We start from the raw sequence: 19,823 nt of genomic DNA on the forward strand, positions 1-19,823 counted from the left end.
GAGCCTAAACTCGCACTAAAACAGTTTACCAAATCGAGCGACTGAATGCAACCTGCAATTCAGTGCAAGCAACACAAGTCGGCTGATGCACTTCTATATCACTTCCGCATGTTTCTGCTCACGACAGCGCACAATAACCGTTGCAGTCCAAATTTATTTATCTAAAGGAGGTACAAATTTCATGGGTGAAAAGACTGAGTTCGTACCAGGCGACAAGGTCCCCAATGACGGCGTATATATGGAGGTCGGAGAAAAAAGCTTTCATACCGAAATTCAAAACCCGCAGCAAATAACCCTGGAAAGAGGCGACTCTTTTCCGAAAACCACCAACCATAACCGCAAGTGGAAGAAAAAAACGAAAGCCCGTGTTCACTAATGTATATTTGTTCGAAATCTTGGCCATATTATGATTAGGCGGTACAACAGAGAGGTGTGGTTCCGTTGGACGACGTAGCCGGACAAACTGTTAGGATATCCATTCAAGACATTAGAAGCGTTAGGTTTGTGTAAAAGGACACTGTCTTTTCAACACTGGTATTGCTTGTCAGTACACCGAGTTTCATGATGTGATTGAACAGATCGTATCCTGTTAAAAATGTATCGCCTACGATGGAGGACCTTTGAGGTCCTCCTTTGTTGCATTATCGGACTTTTTGCATATACTGGTAGAATGCAGATTAATTCAGCTCCTTCTGCTAGAATATATCTAAGTACAAAGACCTACTATTACGGAGGTTTTAAGATGAGCTATTCTCGAATACTAAAATGGATATCAGGTATATTCGAATTGGTGCTTGCCGTACCGATTGTGGGAGGAGCCATTGTCATCGGGACCGGCTAATCTGCTCTGGGGTTCATGCTTGTCCTGCATGTAGTCACACTCATCCTGTCTTTACGCAATCAGGAAGCGATCTACGGCTCTGCATGGGGAATACTCACCTCTTTGCTGGCTTGGATTCCCGTCGTGGGCTGGGTTCTACATTTGATCGCAGCGATCCTTCTGATGGTCTCCGGCTCGAAAAGAACAAAACGCTATCATTATCCGCCAAACCAACTATAACCACAAGAAATACTCCTGACGGTACTGATCTCATCTTCTGTCAGGAGTATTTTTCTGAGTATAATGATCCCCCTGAGAAGAAACAACCTAACCCTTATCTTTTACAAGAATTGAGCTGTATGTCTCCCCTTTCTTAATAAAAATAAAGCTCTTCTTCCCCTGTAAAATGGAGCAAAAGTATGTAAAACGAAAACCAATTAAACTTAATGATTACTACTCTATTAGTAGAAAATTACAAAAAAGTACTACTCGGTGAGTAGTGTGTCAATAAGATATACGAAAAAAGTTTTACGATGCAGGTAGTGTAGTGTAGGATATAATAACAAATAACTAAATTATTAATTTTGTATCCACATATTTTCTTAAGGAGGCTCATTAACGTGAGTCAAATTCATTTTAAATTGAGTGAAACACTAGAAATGATTGGAGCTACACGTAACAAGATCGCGGTGGAGTCGAAAACAAGACCTGCTACTATTCTTGATTTAGCAAGTGGCGATACAAAAACCATTAGCTTGAAACCTTAGTTAATATCTTAAATGCAATAAACGAAATCGCTCATAGCCACGGGTTGGAAAAAATATTTGGTATTGAAGATATCATTCAGTACGTCCCTCAAAGCACAGAAAATACGCGCTAATCCACTTGAGGATAGCGCGTATTTTCTTAATAATATGATTCTATTTTCCAAAAGGGAATACAACCCTTCTAAGTTCTTTACTTCGTAAAACACAATAGCAGAGATATGCCTTCAAAACATTTTCCATAAAACAGAAAATCTCCTACGCCCACAAGCGTAAGAGATTGGTTTAATTATTCAATGAAGTTAGTGGCGGAAAGAGTGGGATTCGAACCCACGCACGCCTCGCGACGCCTAACTGATTTCGAGTCAGCCCCCTTGGACCTCTTGGGTACCTTTCCGCAGCAAGGATTATTATATCATCATTGCAACCATGACGCAAGCTGATTCTTGTCCAGCATGATTCACTTTCTCGGGCTCAAATGGTTTCCGAGTTCTGTTCGAGAGTACTGGACTTTGAGCGCAGCACCTTCTTCATATTCTTTTCGAACTTGGCACGCGGGATCAGCACACTGTGCTGGCAACCGACACACTTGATCCGAATATCCATCCCCATACGGATAATTTCCATTTCATTCGTTCCGCAGGGATGAGGCTTCTTCATCTGCACAATGTCCCCTAGTTCAAACGACTTACGCTCCACTCTTCTCTCCCCCTTTTCCTTCTTCGTAATCTTCTTTTTCGAGGGTTACCGCCGTCTTTAGCGCGGCCTGACGATGTTCCTCATCCTCCAGAGCCTTCTTGATGTTATTCTGGATATCCCGTTCGACTACAGCCGCTGTATTCGGCATACATTCCGCCACAATACGTACAATATACTCTGCTGTAGTCATGGACTGCACCCCTAGCACATCCGGTATATTAAGTATCTGTGCATTAGACTCCTCAATCCCCTGGATTGCTTGCTTTACCAAGCCAACGGCTTCCTCCAGACTACGCTCCACCTTCATCGGTACGTCGACTACCGCCAATGCGTTGGACATGGAGAAGTTCGTAACCGTTGTAATGGAGCCGTTCGGTAAAATGTGAACCTCTCCTTTCCAGCTCACCAGCCTGGTTGTACGCAGCCCAATCATTTCTACCGTCCCTTTGAAGGTTCCTGTCTGAATGACGTCCCCTACAGCAAACTGATCCTCTAAAATAATAAAAAATCCAGTAATTACATCCTTAACCAAGCTCTGTGCTCCAAAACCAACAGCCAATCCAAGCACTCCCGCGCCAGCAATCAGAGGCCCAAGATTAATACCCATTTGAGACAATACCAGCATAATCAAAATAAAATTGAAGACAATGTTCGTTACATTTTTAAGAAGTTCCCCAACAGTCGTTAACCGTCTCTCATTCAATCGGAACCTGCTGTTATCTCCCTTTTGCTGCATTGACTTATCTATAATTTTATTAATAACCCGAATAAAGATACGGGTAATGATGAAAATAATAGCGATTTTCAAAATTACAAACAAAAAGGTCGACCACATCTCACCATCTGTGAAAAATTTCCACGCAGTATCCTTCAAGTGGATAGCCCCGTTCACTACCTCTTCTGTGCCTGAGTCGCTCTCCAACCAATGCATAAAGGTCATGCTGTATTCCTCCTTAAACAAGGGAGCTTCCCTTCCTGCTTCCGCGTTCTATTTTCTACTATAGAAGCTCATCAACTGATGTTATTCATACGACTATGAATAATCTACTTTCCCAAGTATAAAAACACAAACTTATCCATATACTAGCTACTATCTAAAGAATAAATGTTACACCCATAACGATCTATATAAAGCGAGCGCAACCTGCAACTTGCACACTCCATTACAGAGCGAAAGGAAGATACCATGTCTCATCCATCTGACTTCATTCCGGGGCAAGAACCCCTTAGCCTAAAAATATCACACACCGACCCTGGAATCCAATCAGCCATCATCCATCGTTTGCTGTTCCATCTGCATCAGGCACCGAGTCTACAGAATATCGTCATCATTTGCATCGGCACCGACCGTTCTACTGGAGATTGCCTTGGACCGCTCGTAGGCACCCATTTATCACGCTATAAAAGCCCTCTATTCAACCTGTATGGTACATTAGATGAGCCTGTGCATGCTATGAATCTGCAAACGACGCTAAACGGCATCTATACCCAGTATGAAAAGCCTTACATCATCGGCATTGATGCATGTCTTGGACAAACCTCCAGTGTGGGGTGCATCCAGGTCGCAGAGGGTCCGCTAAAGCCTGGAGCAGGCGTAAATAAAGAATTACCGCCGGTCGGCGATATCCATTTGACAGGTATCGTTAACGTCGGCGGCTTCATGGAATACTTCGTGTTGCAAAATACAAGGCTAAATCTGGTAATGAAATTATCAGATATCATTGCTAGTAGCTTATACTCCGCGATTAAGGAGTGGCATTACCGTTCTGTCCTGCTTGCTGCGCAAGAGTAATGGCTTCTTTCTCTTCAGGGGATAAGGAATAGGATGATTGCCCAGCTTCGAGAGGCTTGGCGTACACATAAGAGCCATCCCGGTTATAAATACCGGTTAACACTATGCCGTCCTGATTGTCATCTACAATAGCCAAAGAAAAGCTCAAATCGCTTCCTCTTTCACCAAAAGCATTATAACGTTTGATACCAACAGTTCCCTTCATTCCAGTCAGTTTACTACGTAGAGATTTCATGCTTGCACGATGGGCTTCCTGCTCATCCTCAATCGTATCCATCTGTACTTTCAAATCAATCAGCAGCGTTTCTAAATTCTCGACACCGCTGCCTGCCATCATGGTCTCATACTTTCGCCGCATTTTCTTCAATTTTGCACCCTGTACAATAATAACAATCAACAGGAAGAGCAAAATGAGCACGATCCCTGCAACGATTCCGGCAAGCTGTTCCATGATTAGTCCATTCAATTCAGCCATATGCTTGCTTCTACTCCTCTACCTCAAAAATCATGTACCTGCATATCTTATATTTTATACGTTTGAGAACAGCGAAACAAATAACAGAAGGGTTATTAGTTTACCCATCAATACCACTCTGATTCTTACAGTTCCGGACAAAGTAAAGACATATCTCACTTTCCATTTTGCTCAAGGAGACATGTCCATTGTTACAGACTACTGCAATAGCTCCAGTAACCTTTCCAAATCCTGCTGGCTGTAATAATTCAATTCGATTTTGCCTTTATCCTTATTGTGCTTAATTTTCACAGTCGTTTTAAAACGCTCACGCAGGGACTCTTCCATATGGTCAATATAGGGGTCCTTTTTTCGCATTTTGGTTTTGGCCTTCGTTATCCCAGGCTTGTGATCCAGTTGTTGTACAGCTTCCTCCAGTTCGCGAACACTCCACTGCTGCTCAATGCATTGCAGTGCTAGCTGCTTCACTATACTTGGATCTTTGAGTCCGACAATGGCTCTGGCATGTCCCATAGACAATGTTCCACGTGAAACATGATCTTTGACTTCCTCCGGTAATGCGAGCAAGCGAAGAAAATTGGCAATATGAGAACGTGACTTCCCAACCTTCAGGGACAGCTCTTCCTGCGTTAAGGAGAATTGATCCATCAACCCCTGATAAGCTACTGCCACTTCCATCGCATTCAAATTTTCACGTTGCAAGTTTTCAATCAAGGCAATCTCCATCACCTGCTGATCCGTAAAATTACGAACGACTACAGGTATAGTTGGATTCCCACAAAATTGGGAAGCCCGAAAACGTCTTTCCCCCGCTATAATTTCGTATCCTCTCAATACACTGCGTGCAATAATAGGTTGGATAACACCGTGCTGACGAATGGATTCCGCTAATTCTTTAATGGATTCATCATCAAACGTTTTTCGAGGCTGGTACGGGTTTGCACGCAACTGGCTAAGCGGAATGTCAACAACCTTGTCCTCTTCATTGACCGTAAGGGAGGGAATGAGTGCATCCAGTCCCTTTCCCAACCGTTTACTCATAAGATACCACTTCCTTTGCCAACTCAATATATACCTCTGCCCCACGAGAGCGGGGATCATACGTAATAATGGACTGGCCATGCGATGGGGCTTCGCTAAGTCTTACATTGCGTGGAATAATCGTCTGATAAACCTTGCTTTGAAAGTACTTTTTCACTTCTTCAATCACTTGAATACCCAAATTCGTACGGGCATCAAACATCGTTAACAATACGCCCTCAATTTGCAATGAGGTGTTTAAATGCTTCTGTACTAACCGCACCGTATTCAATAGCTGGCTTAATCCCTCCAATGCGTAATATTCACACTGGATTGGAATAATGACTGAATCGGAGGCCGTTAATGAATTGAGCGTCAAAATACCCAACGATGGAGGGCAATCAATTAATATATAATCGTAATTATGCTTTACGAGCTGGAGTGATCTTTTTAATCTCAGCTCACGAGATATAGTCGGTACCAGTTCGATCTCCGCACCGGCTAGCTGAATGGTTGCTGGAATAATATCCAGCCCCTCAATCTGTGTGCTGACAATCGCCTCACTAGGATCTACCTCATTAATGAGTACATCATAAATGCAATTTGCCACATCCGCCTTATTGATACCCACACCGCTGGTTGTATTACCTTGCGGGTCGATATCCACGAGCAATACCCTTTTGCCGAGGGAAGCAAGTCCGGCGCCCAAATTCACGGAAGTAGTTGTTTTGCCCACTCCGCCCTTTTGATTGGCTACGGCTATTATTTTTGACACTTCATTCACCTCATAATTTAATCGGAATTCTGCTACATTCCATGATGCAAAATGCTCTATGGAGACGTTACTTAATCCTTAACTTACGGATACCGGCAATTTTATAGAATGAATACGAGTATGCTGCGGTTTTATTGGGCGTTAGACAGAAAAAGCGGCAATTGCTGCCGCCTGTACGCTGCATCCCTTACTTACGTTTGGGAATTTGAATGACAATCTCATAGTGATCCTCGTGATCGGACTCCTTGGTTTTGATATCCAGGCCTGAGCCAGACACCATATCAATGGATTGACGAATCGTATTCAGCGCAAGCCGGACATCCTTGGTAAAGGAAATCCGCTTGGATTTCTTAATCGTTGACACTTGTTTATAAAAGGCCACTCGTGCCTCTGTCTGCTTTACATTGAGTTCCTTAGCAATGACTTCATCCAAAACCTTATACTGTAGCTCTTCGGTCTCTAATGACAATAACGCACGAGCATGACGCTCGGACACCTTCCGTTCCATTAGAGCCTCTTTCACTCTCTCTGGCAGATGAAGCAGTCGTATCTTGTTAGCAATGGTAGATTGGCTTTTGCCCAGTCGCTGAGCAAGACTTTCCTGAGTAAGCTGATGGAGATCAATCAGCTTCTGGTAAGCCACTGCTTCTTCAATCGCAGTCAGCCCTTCTCGTTGAAGATTCTCAATCAATGCGATGGATGCAGCTTGTGAATCATTAAACTCACGAACAATGGCTGGAATCGTGTCCATTCCCAGTTTGGTAACAGCTCTCCAACGACGTTCCCCTGCTATAATTTCATATTGTCCATTACGGAAACGGACGACAATCGGTTGAATTACACCATGCGTTTTAATGGTCTGGCATAGCTCATCAATCTTTTCGTCGTCAAATATGGTGCGGGGCTGATAAGGACTGCTGACAATATCCCGAACGGGAATTTGTTTTATTTCGTCCCCAGTAGATCGCTCCGTCAAACCAAATAGCTTGGAAAATTGTTCTTTCATTCCGTATAATACCACCTAATTTCATAATAGCACCATACTTACAGCGCTTCGTGAAAAACAGTTACTTACGCGGATCATAGCCCCCTTTTATATGAGACAGCCCCGTAAGTGGGTACACTCCACGTACTTTCCTGACCTTGTTGCCCCACTCCCCTATATGTATATCTTGATAAATGAGTACGGGGAGTAGTCAACTTACATTAAAACGATTATCTCTATTCTATCACTTTTCTAACCATAATCCTATCGTCTCTACCAGCTTTTCGGAAGGATCAGTTAATAAATTGTCGTTCCCGTACTAGCTACCGATTCAGCCATAAAAAAAGTGAATGTTTCACGTGAAACACTCACTCTTTTTCAAACATTTACACTAACGGAGTTTTCAAGGGAGTACCCGGCTTGCGCGGATATTTCCTTGGTGTAGCTGCTCTTTTTTCAATAATAACCATATGTCTGGCTGCATCCTCAACAGGTAGATGAAAAGCTTGAACATGCTTAATTTTACCCTTTAGCTCTTTCAGGCTGTAGGAAGCTTCCTTGATTTCTTCCGTTGGATCACTGCCCTTCATCGCAGCAAAGTGACCTCCTTCACGGACAAAAGGCAAACAAAATTCATTCAGTACCGCAAGCCGGGCAACAGCTCTGGCGGTAACCAGATCGTAACTATCGCGGTAGCCTGCTTTACGTCCTAGCTCCTCTGCCCTGCTGTGAATCAGTTCAACATTTTCCAACCTCAACTGCTCTACCACATGTGCTAAGAACTGTATGCGTTTGTTCAGCGAGTCCACAATAGTCAATTGAATATGTGGAAAGCATATTTTCAAAGGAATGCCAGGGAAACCTGCGCCTGACCCAATGTCAGCCAGGCTCCCCACATCCTTTAACGGAACATAGAAGGCGAGTGAAAGAGAATCGTAAAAATGCTTGGTGTACACTGCATCACGCTCTGTAATCCCCGTCAGGTTCATTTTCTCATTCCACTCTATCAACACACGATAATACGTTTCAAACTGCTCTAGCTGACTGTCATTGATCACAATGCTATGCTCGGCCAGTCGCTGCTTAAATTGCTGCTGTATGGCGTCCATTTATGATCCCCTCGCTGCCGTTACGCGATTATAATGCTCCAGATAGACCAGCAGAATGGATATATCCGCAGGGGTCACGCCCGAGATACGGGATGCCTGGCCGATGGACATGGGACGGATTTTTTCAAGCTTCTGCTTCGCTTCAATAGCCAAACCTTGAACCTCATGGTATGCAATATCCTCTGGAAGCTTCTTTTTCTCCATCTTTTGCAGACGTTCTACATGCATCAATTGCTTCTCAATGTAGCCCGCATACTTAATTTGGATTTCGACCTGCTCCTGCTCTTCTTCAGTGAGAGCGATAGGTGAAGGTGAAATTTGCGCAACCTGTGCATAGCTGATCTCTGGTCGACGCAGCACCGTTAACAAATTACTACCATCTTGTATCGGTGCGGAACCGCCTTGCTCCAACATTTCATTTACATCAACTGGACGAACCTTCGCCAAGCGAAGACGCTCAATCTCTTGTTCTACCTTTTGCTTTTTGTCCAAAAAGCGTTCATACCGTTCATCCGTAATCAGGCCAATCTCATGCCCAATCGGCGTCAATCGCAGATCTGCATTATCATGGCGCAACAATAGACGGTATTCTGCGCGGGATGTCAGCAGGCGGTAAGGCTCATTCGTACCTTTAGTTACCAGATCGTCGATCAGAACTCCAATGTAGCCTTGAGAGCGATCCAATACAACAGGCTCTTTGCCCTGCACCTTACGAGCTGCGTTAATCCCTGCCATAATGCCTTGACCAGCGGCTTCCTCATAACCGGAAGTACCATTAATCTGGCCTGCCGTGAACAAGCCAGGGACCTTTTTCGTCTCCAAAGTAGGCCACAATTGCGTAGGGACCATCGCATCATACTCAATAGCATAGCCGTTACGCATCATCTCTACCTTTTCCATCCCCGGAATGGTGCGCAGTACAGCTAATTGTACATCCTCCGGCAAGCTGGTCGACAAGCCTTGAACATAGTATTCAGATGTGTTTTTACCCTCAGGCTCCAAAAAGATTTGGTGCTTCGGCTTATCACTGAAACGTACCACTTTATCTTCAATGGATGGACAATAACGCGGGCCCGTACCTTCGATCAGACCGGAGAACATCGGCGCACGATGCAAATTATCATTAATAATCTGATGTGTTTCTACCGAAGTATACGTCAGCCAGCAAGGGAGCTGTTCATTATCCGAAGACTTCGTTTCGTAAGAAAAAAACTTCGGTTGGTCGTCCCCCGGCTGAATTTCCGTTTTGCTAAAATCAATCGTATCCTTATGCACCCGTGGCGGTGTGCCTGTCTTGAATCGAACGAGATCAAAGCCCAGCTCTTTCAAATGCTCAGCCAATCTCACCGAAGGCTGCTGATTGTTCGGACCACTCTCATACATCAGCTCACCCATAATGATTTTTCCGCGCAGATAGGTCCCTGTAGTCAGCACAACTGCTTTGCTTCGATACTCTGTGCCTGTCTTCGTAATCACGCCTACGCAATGGCCGTCTTCAATAATCAGTTCTTCCACCATGCCTTGACGCAGGGTAAGATTGGGTTCCTTCTCCATTGTTTCCTTCATCGTATGCTGATAAGAGAACTTGTCAGCCTGTGCACGCAATGCATGAACTGCAGGTCCCTTACCTGTATTCAGCATACGCATTTGGATAAATGTCTTGTCGATATTGCGGCCCATTTCACCGCCCAAAGCATCAATTTCCCGCACTACATGACCCTTTGCAGGACCGCCAATAGACGGGTTGCAGGGCATAAACGCGACCATATCCAGGTTAATTGTAATCATCAACGTACGACAGCCCATCCGGGCTGCTGCCAAGGCGGATTCTACGCCCGCATGGCCCGCGCCTACGACAATTACATCATAGTCGCCTCCTTGATATCCCATACCTCTCTTACCTCCTTATACATTTCGGTCTTCCGCCGAATATGCATTTGTATATCTATAACGATAGCAGGGCTTATACCAGCCATGCTTGAATGTCCTATTTCCCCAGACAAAATTGTGAAAATATTTGATCTATTAACGCATCATGCGCAGTATCGCCCACAATTTCACCCAAATGCTCCCACGCCAGCCTTACATCAATCTGAATCATGTCGATTGGTACAAATTGATCTGCAGCTTCATAGGCATCTGCCAGTGATTGGCGAGCCTTCTTCAACAAAGCAATATGCCTTACATTGCTGACATATGTCATATCGGCTGATTCCAGCTTACCGCTGAAAAATAAATTGGATATGGCCTGCTCCAGTCGGTCTGCTCCCTCGTTCTCCTTGACGGACATCGGTACGATGAGCTCCTCAGGTACATAGCGCAGCAGCAAATCCCGGTCCACTTGAGCCGGTAAGTCCATTTTATTCATAATGATAATCGCTTGTCTACCGCGGATTTGTTCCATTAATGCCATTTCATCCTCATGTAGCGGTTCGTTGGCATTAATCACAACGAGCAACAGATCCGCTTCACTGACCGCCGTTCTCGAACGCTCTACTCCGATTCGTTCCACTACATCCATCGTTTCACGAATCCCGGCGGTGTCCAACAGCTTGAGCGGGATGTTATTAACCGTGACATATTCCTCAATAACATCACGAGTGGTGCCCGGAATATCGGTCACAATCGCCCGTTCACCCTGAGCCAGTGTATTCAACAGCGAGGATTTGCCCACATTCGGTCTTCCGACAATCGCTGTGGTCAGACCCTCACGCAAAATTTTCCCCTGCTCTGCCGTATGCAGCAGCCGATCAATCTCGGCCATGACCTGGCTGCTCTTATCCTTAATTAACTCAGACGTAAAAGATTCCACGTCATGCTCAGGATAATCAATGTTTACTTCAATATGAGCGAGCGTTTCTACCAAAATATTACGCAAGCGACGAATATTTTGCGACAGATGTCCATCCACCTGCTTCAGAGCGACCGAAAAGGCTTTATCTGACTTCGAACGAATAAGGTCGATGACCCCCTCTGCCTGGCTCAGGTCAATACGACCATTCAAAAAGGCTCGCTTCGTGAATTCGCCTGGCTCGGCCAAACGTATATTTTGCAGCAATAATAAATCCATAACCCGTTTGACGGCTACTACTCCGCCATGAGTACTGATCTCTACTACATCTTCTGTTGTGAAAGAGCGTGGCGCCCGCATCACCGTCACTAAAACTTCCTCCACCTTTTCATGGTTGTGAGGATCTATAATATGTCCATAGTGTACCGTGTGAGATGGAGCCTTGCTTAAAGGCGTTTTACTGCGGAACAAATCCTCCACTTCCGTGACAGCTTCCGGGCCGCTGACCCGTATGACCGCAATGCCGCCCTCGCCGACAGCCGTTGCAATGGCAGCTATGGTATCGCTCAGCATATCGTTTCTACCTCCTATCAAGTAGAACCGGCTTTGCCGTCCTTGAGTAAGGACGGCATCCGTTTCACCAGAAATATAAGAAAAAAAGCAATGGCTTCTGCACCATGCAGAGATCCATTGCGTCGGATTATTTTTTGGCAATGACGACGCGCCGATTCGGCTCGTCCCCTTTGCTGTATGTTCTAACCTGCGCATGCTGTTGAAGCTTGGCATGAATCAGCTTTCGCTCCTGTGACGGCATTGGCTCCAACACGACTTCCTTGCCGTAACGAATAGCCTGGTTCGCCAACCGATCTGCCAAATCCTCCAGCGTTTTCTGCCGACGTGCGCGAAATTGCTCGGCATCCAGAACAATTCGGATGAATTTGTCAGAATGACGGTTGGCAACAATATTCGTCAGATACTGCAATGCGTCCAGGGTCTGTCCCCGACGACCAATCAGCATGCCGAGCGACGGACCGGAGATATCCAGTATACTTTCATCCTTGCGGTGGTGGACATCAACTTCAACGTCCAATCCCATTCCTGCTGCTGTTTCGCGGATAAAACGAGTCGCCTCCTCATAGGGATCAACTTGTCCCTCAGAGGCTTCCGAACTGATGTGTGCTTCCCGCGCAACAGGCGCAGCTTCTGAAATAGCCTGTCCTATACTAGAAGGCACTTGAGCCGATACATGAGGTTCAGCCGCGTGTATGGTTTCGGGAGACGGTTCAGACAACAGCGTAAGCTCCACCTTGGCCTTCTTGACCCCGAGCCATCCCAGGAATCCTTTTGACGGCTGTTCCAACACGTTTACGGTTACCCGTTCACGGCTTACTCCCAGTTGGGAGAGTCCTTGTTTTACAGCATCTTCAACGGTTTTTCCTGATGTCACGACCTTGGTCATCTCGACTTTTTAGCCCCCTTCGAGTTTCTGTTGTTCTTTTTCTTGCTATTGGAGGAACCTGTTTTTGTATGACTGGCTGTTTTCACATTCGCCAGGGCAGCTTCTTTACCATTATTGCGATAAAGGAAATAGTTTTGAATAATTGTGTAGATATTACTGTAGAACCAATACAACGGCAAAGCGGATGGGAAGTTATACGACATGAACAGAATCAGCACCGGGTAAACGTACAGCAAAAACTGCATAGGTCCCTGCTGCGGCGTAGGATTCATTTTCATCATCATCCAGGTTTGGACAAATGTCGTAATCGCTGCCAGAATCGGCAGGATGAAGAAGTGATCCGGTTTACCTAACTGGAGCCACAAAAAGTCATGATCCCGTAATGCCGAATTATAGTAAATGGCATTATAAAGCGCGATAAAAATCGGCATTTGCACGACTAAAGGCAGACAGCCCGCCATCGGGTTGACCTTGTTTTCCTGAAACAATCTCATCGTCTCTTGCTGGACTTTCTCAGGTGTATCCTTGTATTTCGCTTGAATTTCTTTTAATTGCGGCTGAATGGCCTGCATAGCTTTGGAACTGCGTACTTGCTTGAGTGTAAGCGGCAAAATAATGGTGCGCACGATAATCACCAGTATCAGTACGGCCAGGCCATACTCTCCAGAGAACCATTGGGCAAATGTATCCAGCGCATACGAAAACCAGTAAACGACATATCTTTGCCACCACGATCCGTTGGCCAAGTCTGCCGTCGTGTAAGAATTGTGAACCGTCGGGGCACACCCGGACAGTACGGCAACAAGTGCCAATACGGCAATTAGGAGGAACCATTTCCCCCGTTGAGTCTTCAAACGCGACACTTCATAACCCCTTTCTTAACCAATCCATTCCAACGTAAATCATACCATATCCTGTAGGACAAAGATACTGACTATCGGCGTGAAGACTTGAGCAGCGAGGCTTTGCGCAGAACGTGCAGCACGCTTTTCTCCAGCTCTTGATACGACATCGTAACCGCACCCTTACGGACAATAAAAATCAAATCAATCTGCTCCACCAATTCATGCTCATGATGACGCACAATTTCCTTGACGATTCTGCGCATCCGGTTACGGACAACTGCATTGCCGATCTTCTTGCTGGCAGAAATTCCGACACGGAACTGCTCTACCTCTCTACGGCGGAACCAGTACACCACAAACTGATGGTTGGCAAAAGATTTGCCATGGCGGTATACACGCCCAAAGTCCGCCCGGTTTCGAAGACGCAATTTTTTTTGCACGGCGCTTCTCCTTGCTCATCTCTTTTACACACTTCGGTAAGTCAATCCTTACCTCTTATATAGTAAGAAGTATGGACAACATTCCGTCATGGTAATCTCGCTTATTTTACATTCATTTTCAAAAGCTTCATCTAATATAGCGCAGGATTCGGCACTTCACCCTCTTTTTCATTGCATTTCTACAAATTAGAGGAAGCGATCCGGTCCGTTAATACCTCAATTATGAAAAAAAAGACCACCGTAGTGGTCTTTATGCACGCATTACGCACTCAATACTTTTCTACCTTTTTGGCGACGAGCCGCCAAAACTTTACGGCCATTCTTTGTGCTCATTCTTTTACGGAAGCCGTGAACCTTTTTACGTTTGCTGACATTCGGTCTGAAAGTCGGTCTCATTGTGCTGCACCTCCTTACAAGGAATACGTTTTATATGGAATATACCTAACGTAGCAATCTCCACAAAAAACACCTTTGTACATTTAACCACAAATAACCGTCAAAGTCAATGTGATTGTGAGTCCTCTCCCTCTTTTTCGTGTTCAGAAATCCGATCCTTCTCATACATTCATTACTTCACTCTCATTTGCCCTAATTTAGCGACACTTTTTTGTTTCTCTCTTCTCTCATTCAGCAACTCATCTGCATTCTTCCCCTGCCGAAACTACTCGTATCTATCATCTATTCATTTTCCAACTTTAATTCAGTCTTTTTCGGATCGCTGTCGCCAGTTCATTCAAAAACAATGTCGGAAACGTTACCGGAAATTTTCAACAGAAAAACAAGTCCCTGTAACCAAAAGGCAACGGCTGTTATACACAGATTCACAAAAAGAACAGAATTGTGATTTAAATGGTCATAACCTGTGCATAACATTTTAGAGCAAAAAAGAGTTATTGTCGAAAACTGAACAAATTATAAACAATATCTTGTGTTGTGAATAAAAATTGTACACAACAGATTGAATTTGTGGATAAATAACCACGAGTCATTGAAATACAAGGCTTCTTTTGCTATGATGATATTACTTTTGAATGTGAATATGTTGTTTTACCCTCCATATTATCAACACCCTGTGGATAAAGTTGTGAACAAGTTCAATTTATCCATCTTTTTGTTTTTGTGCGGATTCGGGATTCTGGGGATATATTCTACATTTTTCATTTGATTTCGACATATTGCAGTCCTGTTTTGGCCTGCGGGATTAAGAGAACGGATCGTGCCGCACATTCCCTCCTGAGAAATTTCGCCCTTCTTCTGCCCATAGCAGTGGAATTTTCCATCAGTTATTTTTCAGGGCCATTTTGTGCTGCGTTCTCTCACCACACTGCCGCATGATTTAGGCGGCGGTATGTCTTTTTATGGCCTTCAACAATATTTTTGGGATTTTAGGCGTTTTGCCGAAACGCCGGGAGCAGCTCTCAGTCAATCGGCAAAATGTCAGGATTTAAAAGGAGTGACGTCTGTGGACAGCCATATCTCTGAACTATGGCAGCAAATTCTATCCATTATACAAACCAAGCTGAGTAAGCCGAGTTACGACACTTGGTTTAAGGCTACCAAGGCAGCGAAACTGAATGACCACTCCATTGTGATTTCTGCCCCGACAACTTTTGCCGTGGAATGGCTCGAAAGCCGCTATACCAAGCTAGTCGGAGCAACGGTTTATGAAATTTTGGGTAAGCAGCTGGAGGTTAAGTTCGTCATTGAGGAAAACAAGCCTCCCGAGTTCGATCTTCAGCAGCAACCTCAGCAGCAGCCGGTCGTACATGAAGAGGCCGTGTCCCATATGCTAAATCCCAAATATACATTCGATACATTCGTCATCGGATCGGGGAACCGTTTTGCTCACGCAGCATCGCTGGCCGTCGCCGAGGCGCCGGCCAAAGCATACAATCCGCTGTTTCTTTACGGCGGTGTAGGTTTGGGCAAAACGCATCTGATGCACGCCATCGGGCACTATATTTTGGAGCACAATCCGACCAGCAAGGTCGTATATTTATCGTCGGAGAAGTTTACTAACGAATTCATTAATGCCATCCGGGATAACCGCGGGGAGAGCTTCCGGAACAAATATCGCAACATTGATATTTTGCTCATTGATGATATTCAATTCATTGCGGGCAAGGAATCGACTCAGGAGGAATTTTTCCATACGTTCAATGCGCTTCATGAGGAACGCAAGCAGATTATCATCTCCAGTGACCGACCTCCTAAGGAAATTCCGACGCTGGAGGAACGGCTGCGCTCCCGCTTCGAGTGGGGACTCATTACGGATATTCAGCCACCGGATTTGGAGACCAGAATCGCTATCCTTCGGAAAAAAGCCCGTGCGGAAAACCTGGACATTCCCAACGAGGCCATGATGTATATCGCCAACCAGATTGATACAAACATCCGTGAGCTGGAGGGAGCGTTGATTCGCGTTGTCGCCTATTCATCCTTAACCAATCAGGATGTATCAAGTCATCTTGCGGCCGAGGCGTTGAAGGATATTATCCCGTCCAGCCGCCCTAAAATGATCACGATTCAGGATATACAGCATCAAGTCGGGGAATTTTACAATCTGCGCCTGGAAGATTTTAAGGCGCGTAAGCGGACAAAGGCTGTGGCATTTCCACGACAGATCGCTATGTACCTGTCGCGTGAGTTAACCGACTATTCTCTGCCTAAAATTGGCGAAGCCTTTGGTGGACGCGATCATACAACAGTCATTCATGCGCACGAAAAAATCTCCAAATCCATTCAAGTGGATCAGGAGCTGTTCAAAGTTATCAACAACCTAATAGAGAAAATCAAAAATCCAACCTGAACAAGTTCAGAGCCTATACACAATTTATACACATGTGGATAGGCTTGATTTTATTAGGTTTAAACCTACTTATCCACATATTCAGTGCGCCTATTACTATTACTACTATATTTTAAAGATATACATCACCTAAATAAGGCCCGCGCCAACGCGTGCTTGAAGGAATAAAACCCGTAGGAGGAACTTATGAAGATCAGCATTCTGAAAAACGTTTTAAACGAGGCTATACAGCATGTATCCAAAGCTATATCGAGTCGGACTACGATTCCAATTCTTAGTGGTATTAAGCTGGATGTGAATCATCAAGGAGTGACACTGACGGCCAGTGACACAGATATCTCTATTCAATCTTTTATTCCAATGGAGGATGGAGACCAGACTGTCGTTCAGGTTGAACACCCCGGAAGTGTTGTCCTGCCAGCCAAATTCTTTGTCGAAATTATCAAAAAACTACCGTCTCAAGAGATTCGTATGGAGGTGAAGGATCAGTTCCAAACCTTCATCTCGTCTGGTGCGACTGAAATTCAGATCGTTGGTTTGGACCCTGAGGAATTCCCGGTGCTTCCCAACATTGAAGAAAATCAGGTTATCTCTGTACCAGGTGATTTGCTCAAAAATATGATCAAACAGACGGTTTTCTCCATTTCTACCCACGAAACAACACCTATTTTGACCGGGGTATTATGGAATTTGGCTGAGGGAGAATTAAAGTTTGTAGCAACGGACCGCCACCGCCTGGCCACCCGCAGCGCTCGATTGGAATCATCTGAAGGCTTGCGTTTTAGCAATGTTGTCATTGCAGGCAAAACGCTGAATGAGCTGAGTAGGATTATTCCGGACCAAAATATGCTTGTGGATATTGTTGTAGCGGACAATCAGGTGCTTTTCAAAGTGGACCGGGTACTCTTTTATTCCCGCATTCTGGATGGAACCTATCCTGATACTTCTAGGATTATTCCGACCTCCTATAAAACAGAACTGATTGTGGATACAAAAAGTTTGAGCGAGTCTATCGACCGTGCTTATTTGCTGTCCCGTGAGGAAAAAACGAATATTGTAAAAATGCAGTCTTTGGAAAATGGTGGTCTGGAAATTTCCTCTAGCTCCTCTGAGCTTGGTAAAGTACGTGAGGAAGTAACTGTCTCCAAATTTGAGGGAGAGCCACTCAAAATCTCATTCAACTCCAAATATATGCTCGACGTGCTGAAGGTGATTGACAGTGAGCAGTTGACGATCGCTTTCACTGGCATCATGAGCCCGATTATTTTAAAACCGGCAGATTCCAGCAATGCGCTGTACATTATCCTGCCATACCGCACAACCAACTAACATGTAGCATTACCCACCCGAGAACAAACGAAAGGATGAACAAGCCTTGAAACGTATAGCGATACAGACCGAGTACATCAAGCTCGATCAATTTTTAAAACTGGCTGACTGTGTATCTACAGGTGGAATGGCCAAAGCCCTCTTACAGGAGGGACAAGTTCGCGTTAATGGTGAGCCGGAAGAACGTCGGGGAAGAAAGCTTTACCCTGGCGATACTGTAGAAGTAGAGGACAACGGAAGTTTCGAGGTTACGACAGGAGCATAATCGCCTAGTCGGCAAGGACTCCTTTTAGGTACGGAGTAGCAAGGGGGACCCTATGTGTTTGTGAACAACATTGCTTTGCAGCAGTACCGGAACTATGAACAGCTGGAGCTGAGTGATTTTGGGCCCGTTAATTTGCTGATTGGACAAAATGCCCAGGGCAAAACGAATCTCGTAGAGGCGATTTTTGTGCTGGCTTTGACCAAAAGCCACAGAACGTCGCGTGATAAGGAGTTAATTTCTTTCGGGGCTGCTTCTACCCATCTGGCTGCAGATGTGGATAAAAAATACGGGAAAATCAGGCTTGATCTTTCGTTATCCACACATGGTAAAAAAGCGAAGATCAACGGACTGGAGCAGCGAAAGCTGAGTGATTTTATCGGTTCGTTAAACGTGGTCATGTTTGCGCCCGAGGATCTGGAAATTGTCAAAGGAACACCGGGGGTTCGCCGCCGGTTTCTTGACATGGAAATTGGACAGGTAGCTCCGGGCTATCTGTATCATTTGCAGCAATATCAAAAGGTACTGGCTCAGCGAAACAACCTGCTCAAGCAAGCGTGGGGGAAAGATATGGCCTCGGTGCAACTGATGCTGGAGGTATGGAACGAGCAACTTGTTGAGCATGGTGTTAAAATTGTTAAAAAGCGGAAACAATTTATAACAAAGCTGCAAAGGTGGGCTCAGGCCATTCATGAAGGAATCGCGGGGGGGACTGAAGAGCTAAAATTATCCTATGTTCCCTCCTTCAGTGAGCCGGAGGAAGAAGATGAAGCTGTCTTATTGGAGCGTTTTATGATAAAGTTATCCCAAATGAGGGAACAGGAAATCCGCCGTGGTATGACTTTGGCGGGACCCCATCGTGATGATTTGGCCTTTGCCATTAATGGCAGAGAAGTGCATACGTATGGCTCTCAGGGGCAGCAGCGGACGACGGCCCTGTCCTTGAAGCTGGCCGAAATTGAATTAATTCATGAGGAAATTGGTGAATATCCTGTCCTGCTACTGGATGACGTTTTGTCTGAGCTAGATCCCTATCGCCAAACTCAGCTGATCGAAACTTTCCAGAGCAAGGTACAGACTTTTATCACCGCAACCGGGATTGAGAGTTTGAACGCGGAACGACTTAAGGATGCGAATATTTATCACGTCCACGACGGGCATGTGGAATACTAAGGAGTGAGTAACCGATATGTATATTCATCTGGGTGGCGAAAAAATCATCCGCTCGTCAGAGCTTGTGGCTATTTTCGATATCTCGATTGAAAAATCCTCCAAAATCTCCAAGCAATACGTGAACCATGCCCAGCAGCAAAAGCATGTCGAGATGATTGGCGAAGAGGAAGCCAAGTCCATTGTAGTGACTCAGAATACGGTGTATTATTCCCCCATCTCCTCAACAACACTCAAAAAGCGGGCAAACCAGTTTGTTGCCAATGCTTAACATAGAAA

Annotated in this window: 21 protein-coding genes, 1 tRNA gene and 1 pseudogene; 9 read left to right on the forward strand and 14 right to left on the reverse strand. The window is 45.1% G+C overall.

Annotated features, from left to right (window positions below; genetic code table 11):
- The first annotated feature begins 181 nt into the window (after nt 1–181).
- The 3 genes and pseudogenes from L693_RS0103095 (at nt 182) to L693_RS30985 (ending at nt 1,587) form a co-directional block, all read left to right on the forward strand.
- Nucleotides 182–376 (forward strand): YjzC family protein, encoded by a 195-nt coding sequence (locus L693_RS0103095; RefSeq protein WP_013373906.1) that lies wholly within the window; start codon nt 182–184, stop codon nt 374–376.
- A 366-nt stretch (nt 377–742) separates the two neighbouring features.
- A pseudogene (locus L693_RS27620) lies at nt 743–1,060 on the forward strand (hypothetical protein).
- 380 nt (nt 1,061–1,440) lie between these two features.
- A complete protein-coding gene (locus L693_RS30985; RefSeq protein WP_231503510.1) occupies nt 1,441–1,587 on the forward strand; it encodes a hypothetical protein in 147 nt (48 codons plus the stop codon).
- Between the two features lie 303 nt (nt 1,588–1,890).
- On the opposite strand, the gene L693_RS0103110 is transcribed toward L693_RS30985, so the two are convergent.
- The 3 genes from L693_RS0103110 to L693_RS0103120 all read right to left on the reverse strand — a co-directional run bounded on the left by L693_RS0103110 (nt 1,891) and on the right by L693_RS0103120 (nt 3,223).
- A tRNA-Ser gene (locus tag L693_RS0103110) sits at nt 1,891–1,981 on the reverse strand.
- 77 nt (nt 1,982–2,058) lie between these two features.
- Entirely contained in the window at nt 2,059–2,283 is a 225-nt protein-coding gene (locus L693_RS0103115; RefSeq protein ID WP_025716010.1) for a DUF951 domain-containing protein, read from the reverse strand.
- A complete protein-coding gene (locus L693_RS0103120; RefSeq protein WP_025716011.1) occupies nt 2,273–3,223 on the reverse strand; it encodes a mechanosensitive ion channel family protein in 951 nt (316 codons plus the stop codon). Before L693_RS0103120 ends, L693_RS0103115 begins: the two co-directional genes overlap by 11 nt.
- 246 nt (nt 3,224–3,469) lie before the next feature.
- Here L693_RS0103120 and yyaC point away from each other — a divergent pair, with 246 nt between their 5' ends.
- The gene (gene yyaC / locus L693_RS0103125; protein ID WP_025716012.1) at nt 3,470–4,075 is read left to right on the forward strand and encodes a spore protease YyaC; all 606 of its coding nucleotides are present in this window, start codon (nt 3,470–3,472) and stop codon (nt 4,073–4,075) included.
- On the opposite strand, the gene L693_RS0103130 is transcribed toward yyaC, so the two are convergent.
- The 11 genes from L693_RS0103130 to rpmH all read right to left on the reverse strand — a co-directional run bounded on the left by L693_RS0103130 (nt 4,029) and on the right by rpmH (nt 14,370).
- Nucleotides 4,029–4,550, reverse strand: a complete 522-nt coding sequence (locus tag L693_RS0103130; RefSeq protein ID WP_025716013.1) for a DUF4446 family protein — start codon at nt 4,548–4,550, stop codon at nt 4,029–4,031. The genes yyaC and L693_RS0103130 overlap by 47 nt on opposite strands.
- A 198-nt stretch (nt 4,551–4,748) precedes the next feature.
- A complete protein-coding gene (locus L693_RS0103135; protein ID WP_025716014.1) occupies nt 4,749–5,591 on the reverse strand; it encodes a ParB/RepB/Spo0J family partition protein in 843 nt (280 codons plus the stop codon).
- Nucleotides 5,584–6,345, reverse strand: a complete 762-nt coding sequence (locus L693_RS0103140; RefSeq protein ID WP_007433242.1) for a ParA family protein — start codon at nt 6,343–6,345, stop codon at nt 5,584–5,586. Before L693_RS0103140 ends, L693_RS0103135 begins: the two co-directional genes overlap by 8 nt.
- 187 nt (nt 6,346–6,532) lie before the next feature.
- Nucleotides 6,533–7,351 (reverse strand): nucleoid occlusion protein, encoded by an 819-nt coding sequence (gene noc / locus L693_RS0103145; RefSeq protein WP_025716015.1) that lies wholly within the window; start codon nt 7,349–7,351, stop codon nt 6,533–6,535.
- A gap of 365 nt (nt 7,352–7,716) precedes the next feature.
- Complete coding sequence (gene rsmG / locus L693_RS0103150) at nt 7,717–8,439, reverse strand: 16S rRNA (guanine(527)-N(7))-methyltransferase RsmG (protein ID WP_025716016.1); 723 nt, start codon at nt 8,437–8,439, stop codon at nt 7,717–7,719.
- Nucleotides 8,440–10,329 (reverse strand): tRNA uridine-5-carboxymethylaminomethyl(34) synthesis enzyme MnmG, encoded by a 1,890-nt coding sequence (mnmG, locus tag L693_RS0103155; protein ID WP_025716017.1) that lies wholly within the window; start codon nt 10,327–10,329, stop codon nt 8,440–8,442.
- A gap of 97 nt (nt 10,330–10,426) precedes the next feature.
- Nucleotides 10,427–11,803: a tRNA uridine-5-carboxymethylaminomethyl(34) synthesis GTPase MnmE gene (gene mnmE, locus L693_RS0103160; RefSeq protein WP_025716018.1), complete on the reverse strand. Its 1,377-nt coding sequence runs from the start codon at nt 11,801–11,803 to the stop codon at nt 10,427–10,429.
- A 127-nt stretch (nt 11,804–11,930) separates the two neighbouring features.
- Nucleotides 11,931–12,689: an RNA-binding cell elongation regulator Jag/EloR gene (gene jag, locus L693_RS0103165; RefSeq protein WP_025716019.1), complete on the reverse strand. Its 759-nt coding sequence runs from the start codon at nt 12,687–12,689 to the stop codon at nt 11,931–11,933.
- Nucleotides 12,686–13,552 carry a YidC/Oxa1 family membrane protein insertase gene (locus tag L693_RS0103170; RefSeq protein ID WP_025716020.1) on the reverse strand — a complete coding sequence of 289 codons (867 nt, stop codon included), beginning with the start codon at nt 13,550–13,552 and terminating at the stop codon, nt 12,686–12,688. Before L693_RS0103170 ends, jag begins: the two co-directional genes overlap by 4 nt.
- Nucleotides 13,553–13,623: 71 nt before the next feature.
- Nucleotides 13,624–13,974: a ribonuclease P protein component gene (rnpA, locus tag L693_RS0103175; protein WP_013312817.1), complete on the reverse strand. Its 351-nt coding sequence runs from the start codon at nt 13,972–13,974 to the stop codon at nt 13,624–13,626.
- 261 nt (nt 13,975–14,235) lie between these two features.
- Entirely contained in the window at nt 14,236–14,370 is a 135-nt protein-coding gene (rpmH, locus tag L693_RS0103180) for a 50S ribosomal protein L34 (protein ID WP_007433250.1), read from the reverse strand.
- A 1,066-nt stretch (nt 14,371–15,436) separates the two neighbouring features.
- Between rpmH and dnaA the strand changes: the two genes are divergently transcribed.
- From dnaA to remB, 5 genes are all read left to right on the forward strand, one after another.
- Nucleotides 15,437–16,783, forward strand: a complete 1,347-nt coding sequence (dnaA, locus tag L693_RS0103185) for a chromosomal replication initiator protein DnaA (RefSeq protein ID WP_025716021.1) — start codon at nt 15,437–15,439, stop codon at nt 16,781–16,783.
- A gap of 186 nt (nt 16,784–16,969) precedes the next feature.
- A complete protein-coding gene (gene dnaN, locus L693_RS0103190; RefSeq protein WP_025716022.1) occupies nt 16,970–18,112 on the forward strand; it encodes a DNA polymerase III subunit beta in 1,143 nt (380 codons plus the stop codon).
- 46 nt (nt 18,113–18,158) lie between these two features.
- Nucleotides 18,159–18,377, forward strand: coding sequence for a S4 domain-containing protein YaaA (yaaA, locus tag L693_RS0103195; RefSeq protein WP_025716023.1), 219 nt, complete (start codon nt 18,159–18,161; stop codon nt 18,375–18,377).
- Between the two features lie 54 nt (nt 18,378–18,431).
- Nucleotides 18,432–19,547 (forward strand): DNA replication/repair protein RecF, encoded by a 1,116-nt coding sequence (recF, locus tag L693_RS0103200; RefSeq protein WP_025716024.1) that lies wholly within the window; start codon nt 18,432–18,434, stop codon nt 19,545–19,547.
- A gap of 16 nt (nt 19,548–19,563) precedes the next feature.
- Entirely contained in the window at nt 19,564–19,815 is a 252-nt protein-coding gene (remB, locus tag L693_RS0103205; RefSeq protein WP_007433255.1) for an extracellular matrix regulator RemB, read from the forward strand.
- The last annotated feature ends 8 nt before the right edge of the window (nt 19,816–19,823 follow it).

The sequence above is a fragment of the Paenibacillus sp. 1-18 genome, from assembly GCF_000520755.1.
In the GTDB taxonomy this organism is placed as follows: domain Bacteria; phylum Bacillota; class Bacilli; order Paenibacillales; family Paenibacillaceae; genus Paenibacillus; species Paenibacillus brasilensis.

Bases quoted from the DNA above. Each gene is read 5' to 3' on its own strand.
- yyaC (WP_025716012.1), top strand. From the start codon at position 3,470: ATGTCTCATCCATCTGACTTCATTCCGGGGCAAGAACCCCTTAGCCTA.
- rpmH (WP_007433250.1), bottom strand. From the start codon at position 14,370: ATGAGACCGACTTTCAGACCGAATGTCAGCAAACGTAAAAAGGTTCAC.
- dnaN (WP_025716022.1), top strand. From the start codon at position 16,970: ATGAAGATCAGCATTCTGAAAAACGTTTTAAACGAGGCTATACAGCAT.
- noc (WP_025716015.1), bottom strand. From the start codon at position 7,351: ATGAAAGAACAATTTTCCAAGCTATTTGGTTTGACGGAGCGATCTACT.
- mnmE (WP_025716018.1), bottom strand. From the start codon at position 11,803: ATGCTGAGCGATACCATAGCTGCCATTGCAACGGCTGTCGGCGAGGGC.
- remB (WP_007433255.1), top strand. From the start codon at position 19,564: ATGTATATTCATCTGGGTGGCGAAAAAATCATCCGCTCGTCAGAGCTT.
- rsmG (WP_025716016.1), bottom strand. From the start codon at position 8,439: ATGGACGCCATACAGCAGCAATTTAAGCAGCGACTGGCCGAGCATAGC.
- L693_RS0103130 (WP_025716013.1), bottom strand. From the start codon at position 4,550: ATGGCTGAATTGAATGGACTAATCATGGAACAGCTTGCCGGAATCGTT.
- mnmG (WP_025716017.1), bottom strand. From the start codon at position 10,329: ATGGGATATCAAGGAGGCGACTATGATGTAATTGTCGTAGGCGCGGGC.
- L693_RS0103120 (WP_025716011.1), bottom strand. From the start codon at position 3,223: ATGACCTTTATGCATTGGTTGGAGAGCGACTCAGGCACAGAAGAGGTA.
- jag (WP_025716019.1), bottom strand. From the start codon at position 12,689: ATGACCAAGGTCGTGACATCAGGAAAAACCGTTGAAGATGCTGTAAAA.
- L693_RS0103095 (WP_013373906.1), top strand. From the start codon at position 182: ATGGGTGAAAAGACTGAGTTCGTACCAGGCGACAAGGTCCCCAATGAC.
- L693_RS0103135 (WP_025716014.1), bottom strand. From the start codon at position 5,591: ATGAGTAAACGGTTGGGAAAGGGACTGGATGCACTCATTCCCTCCCTT.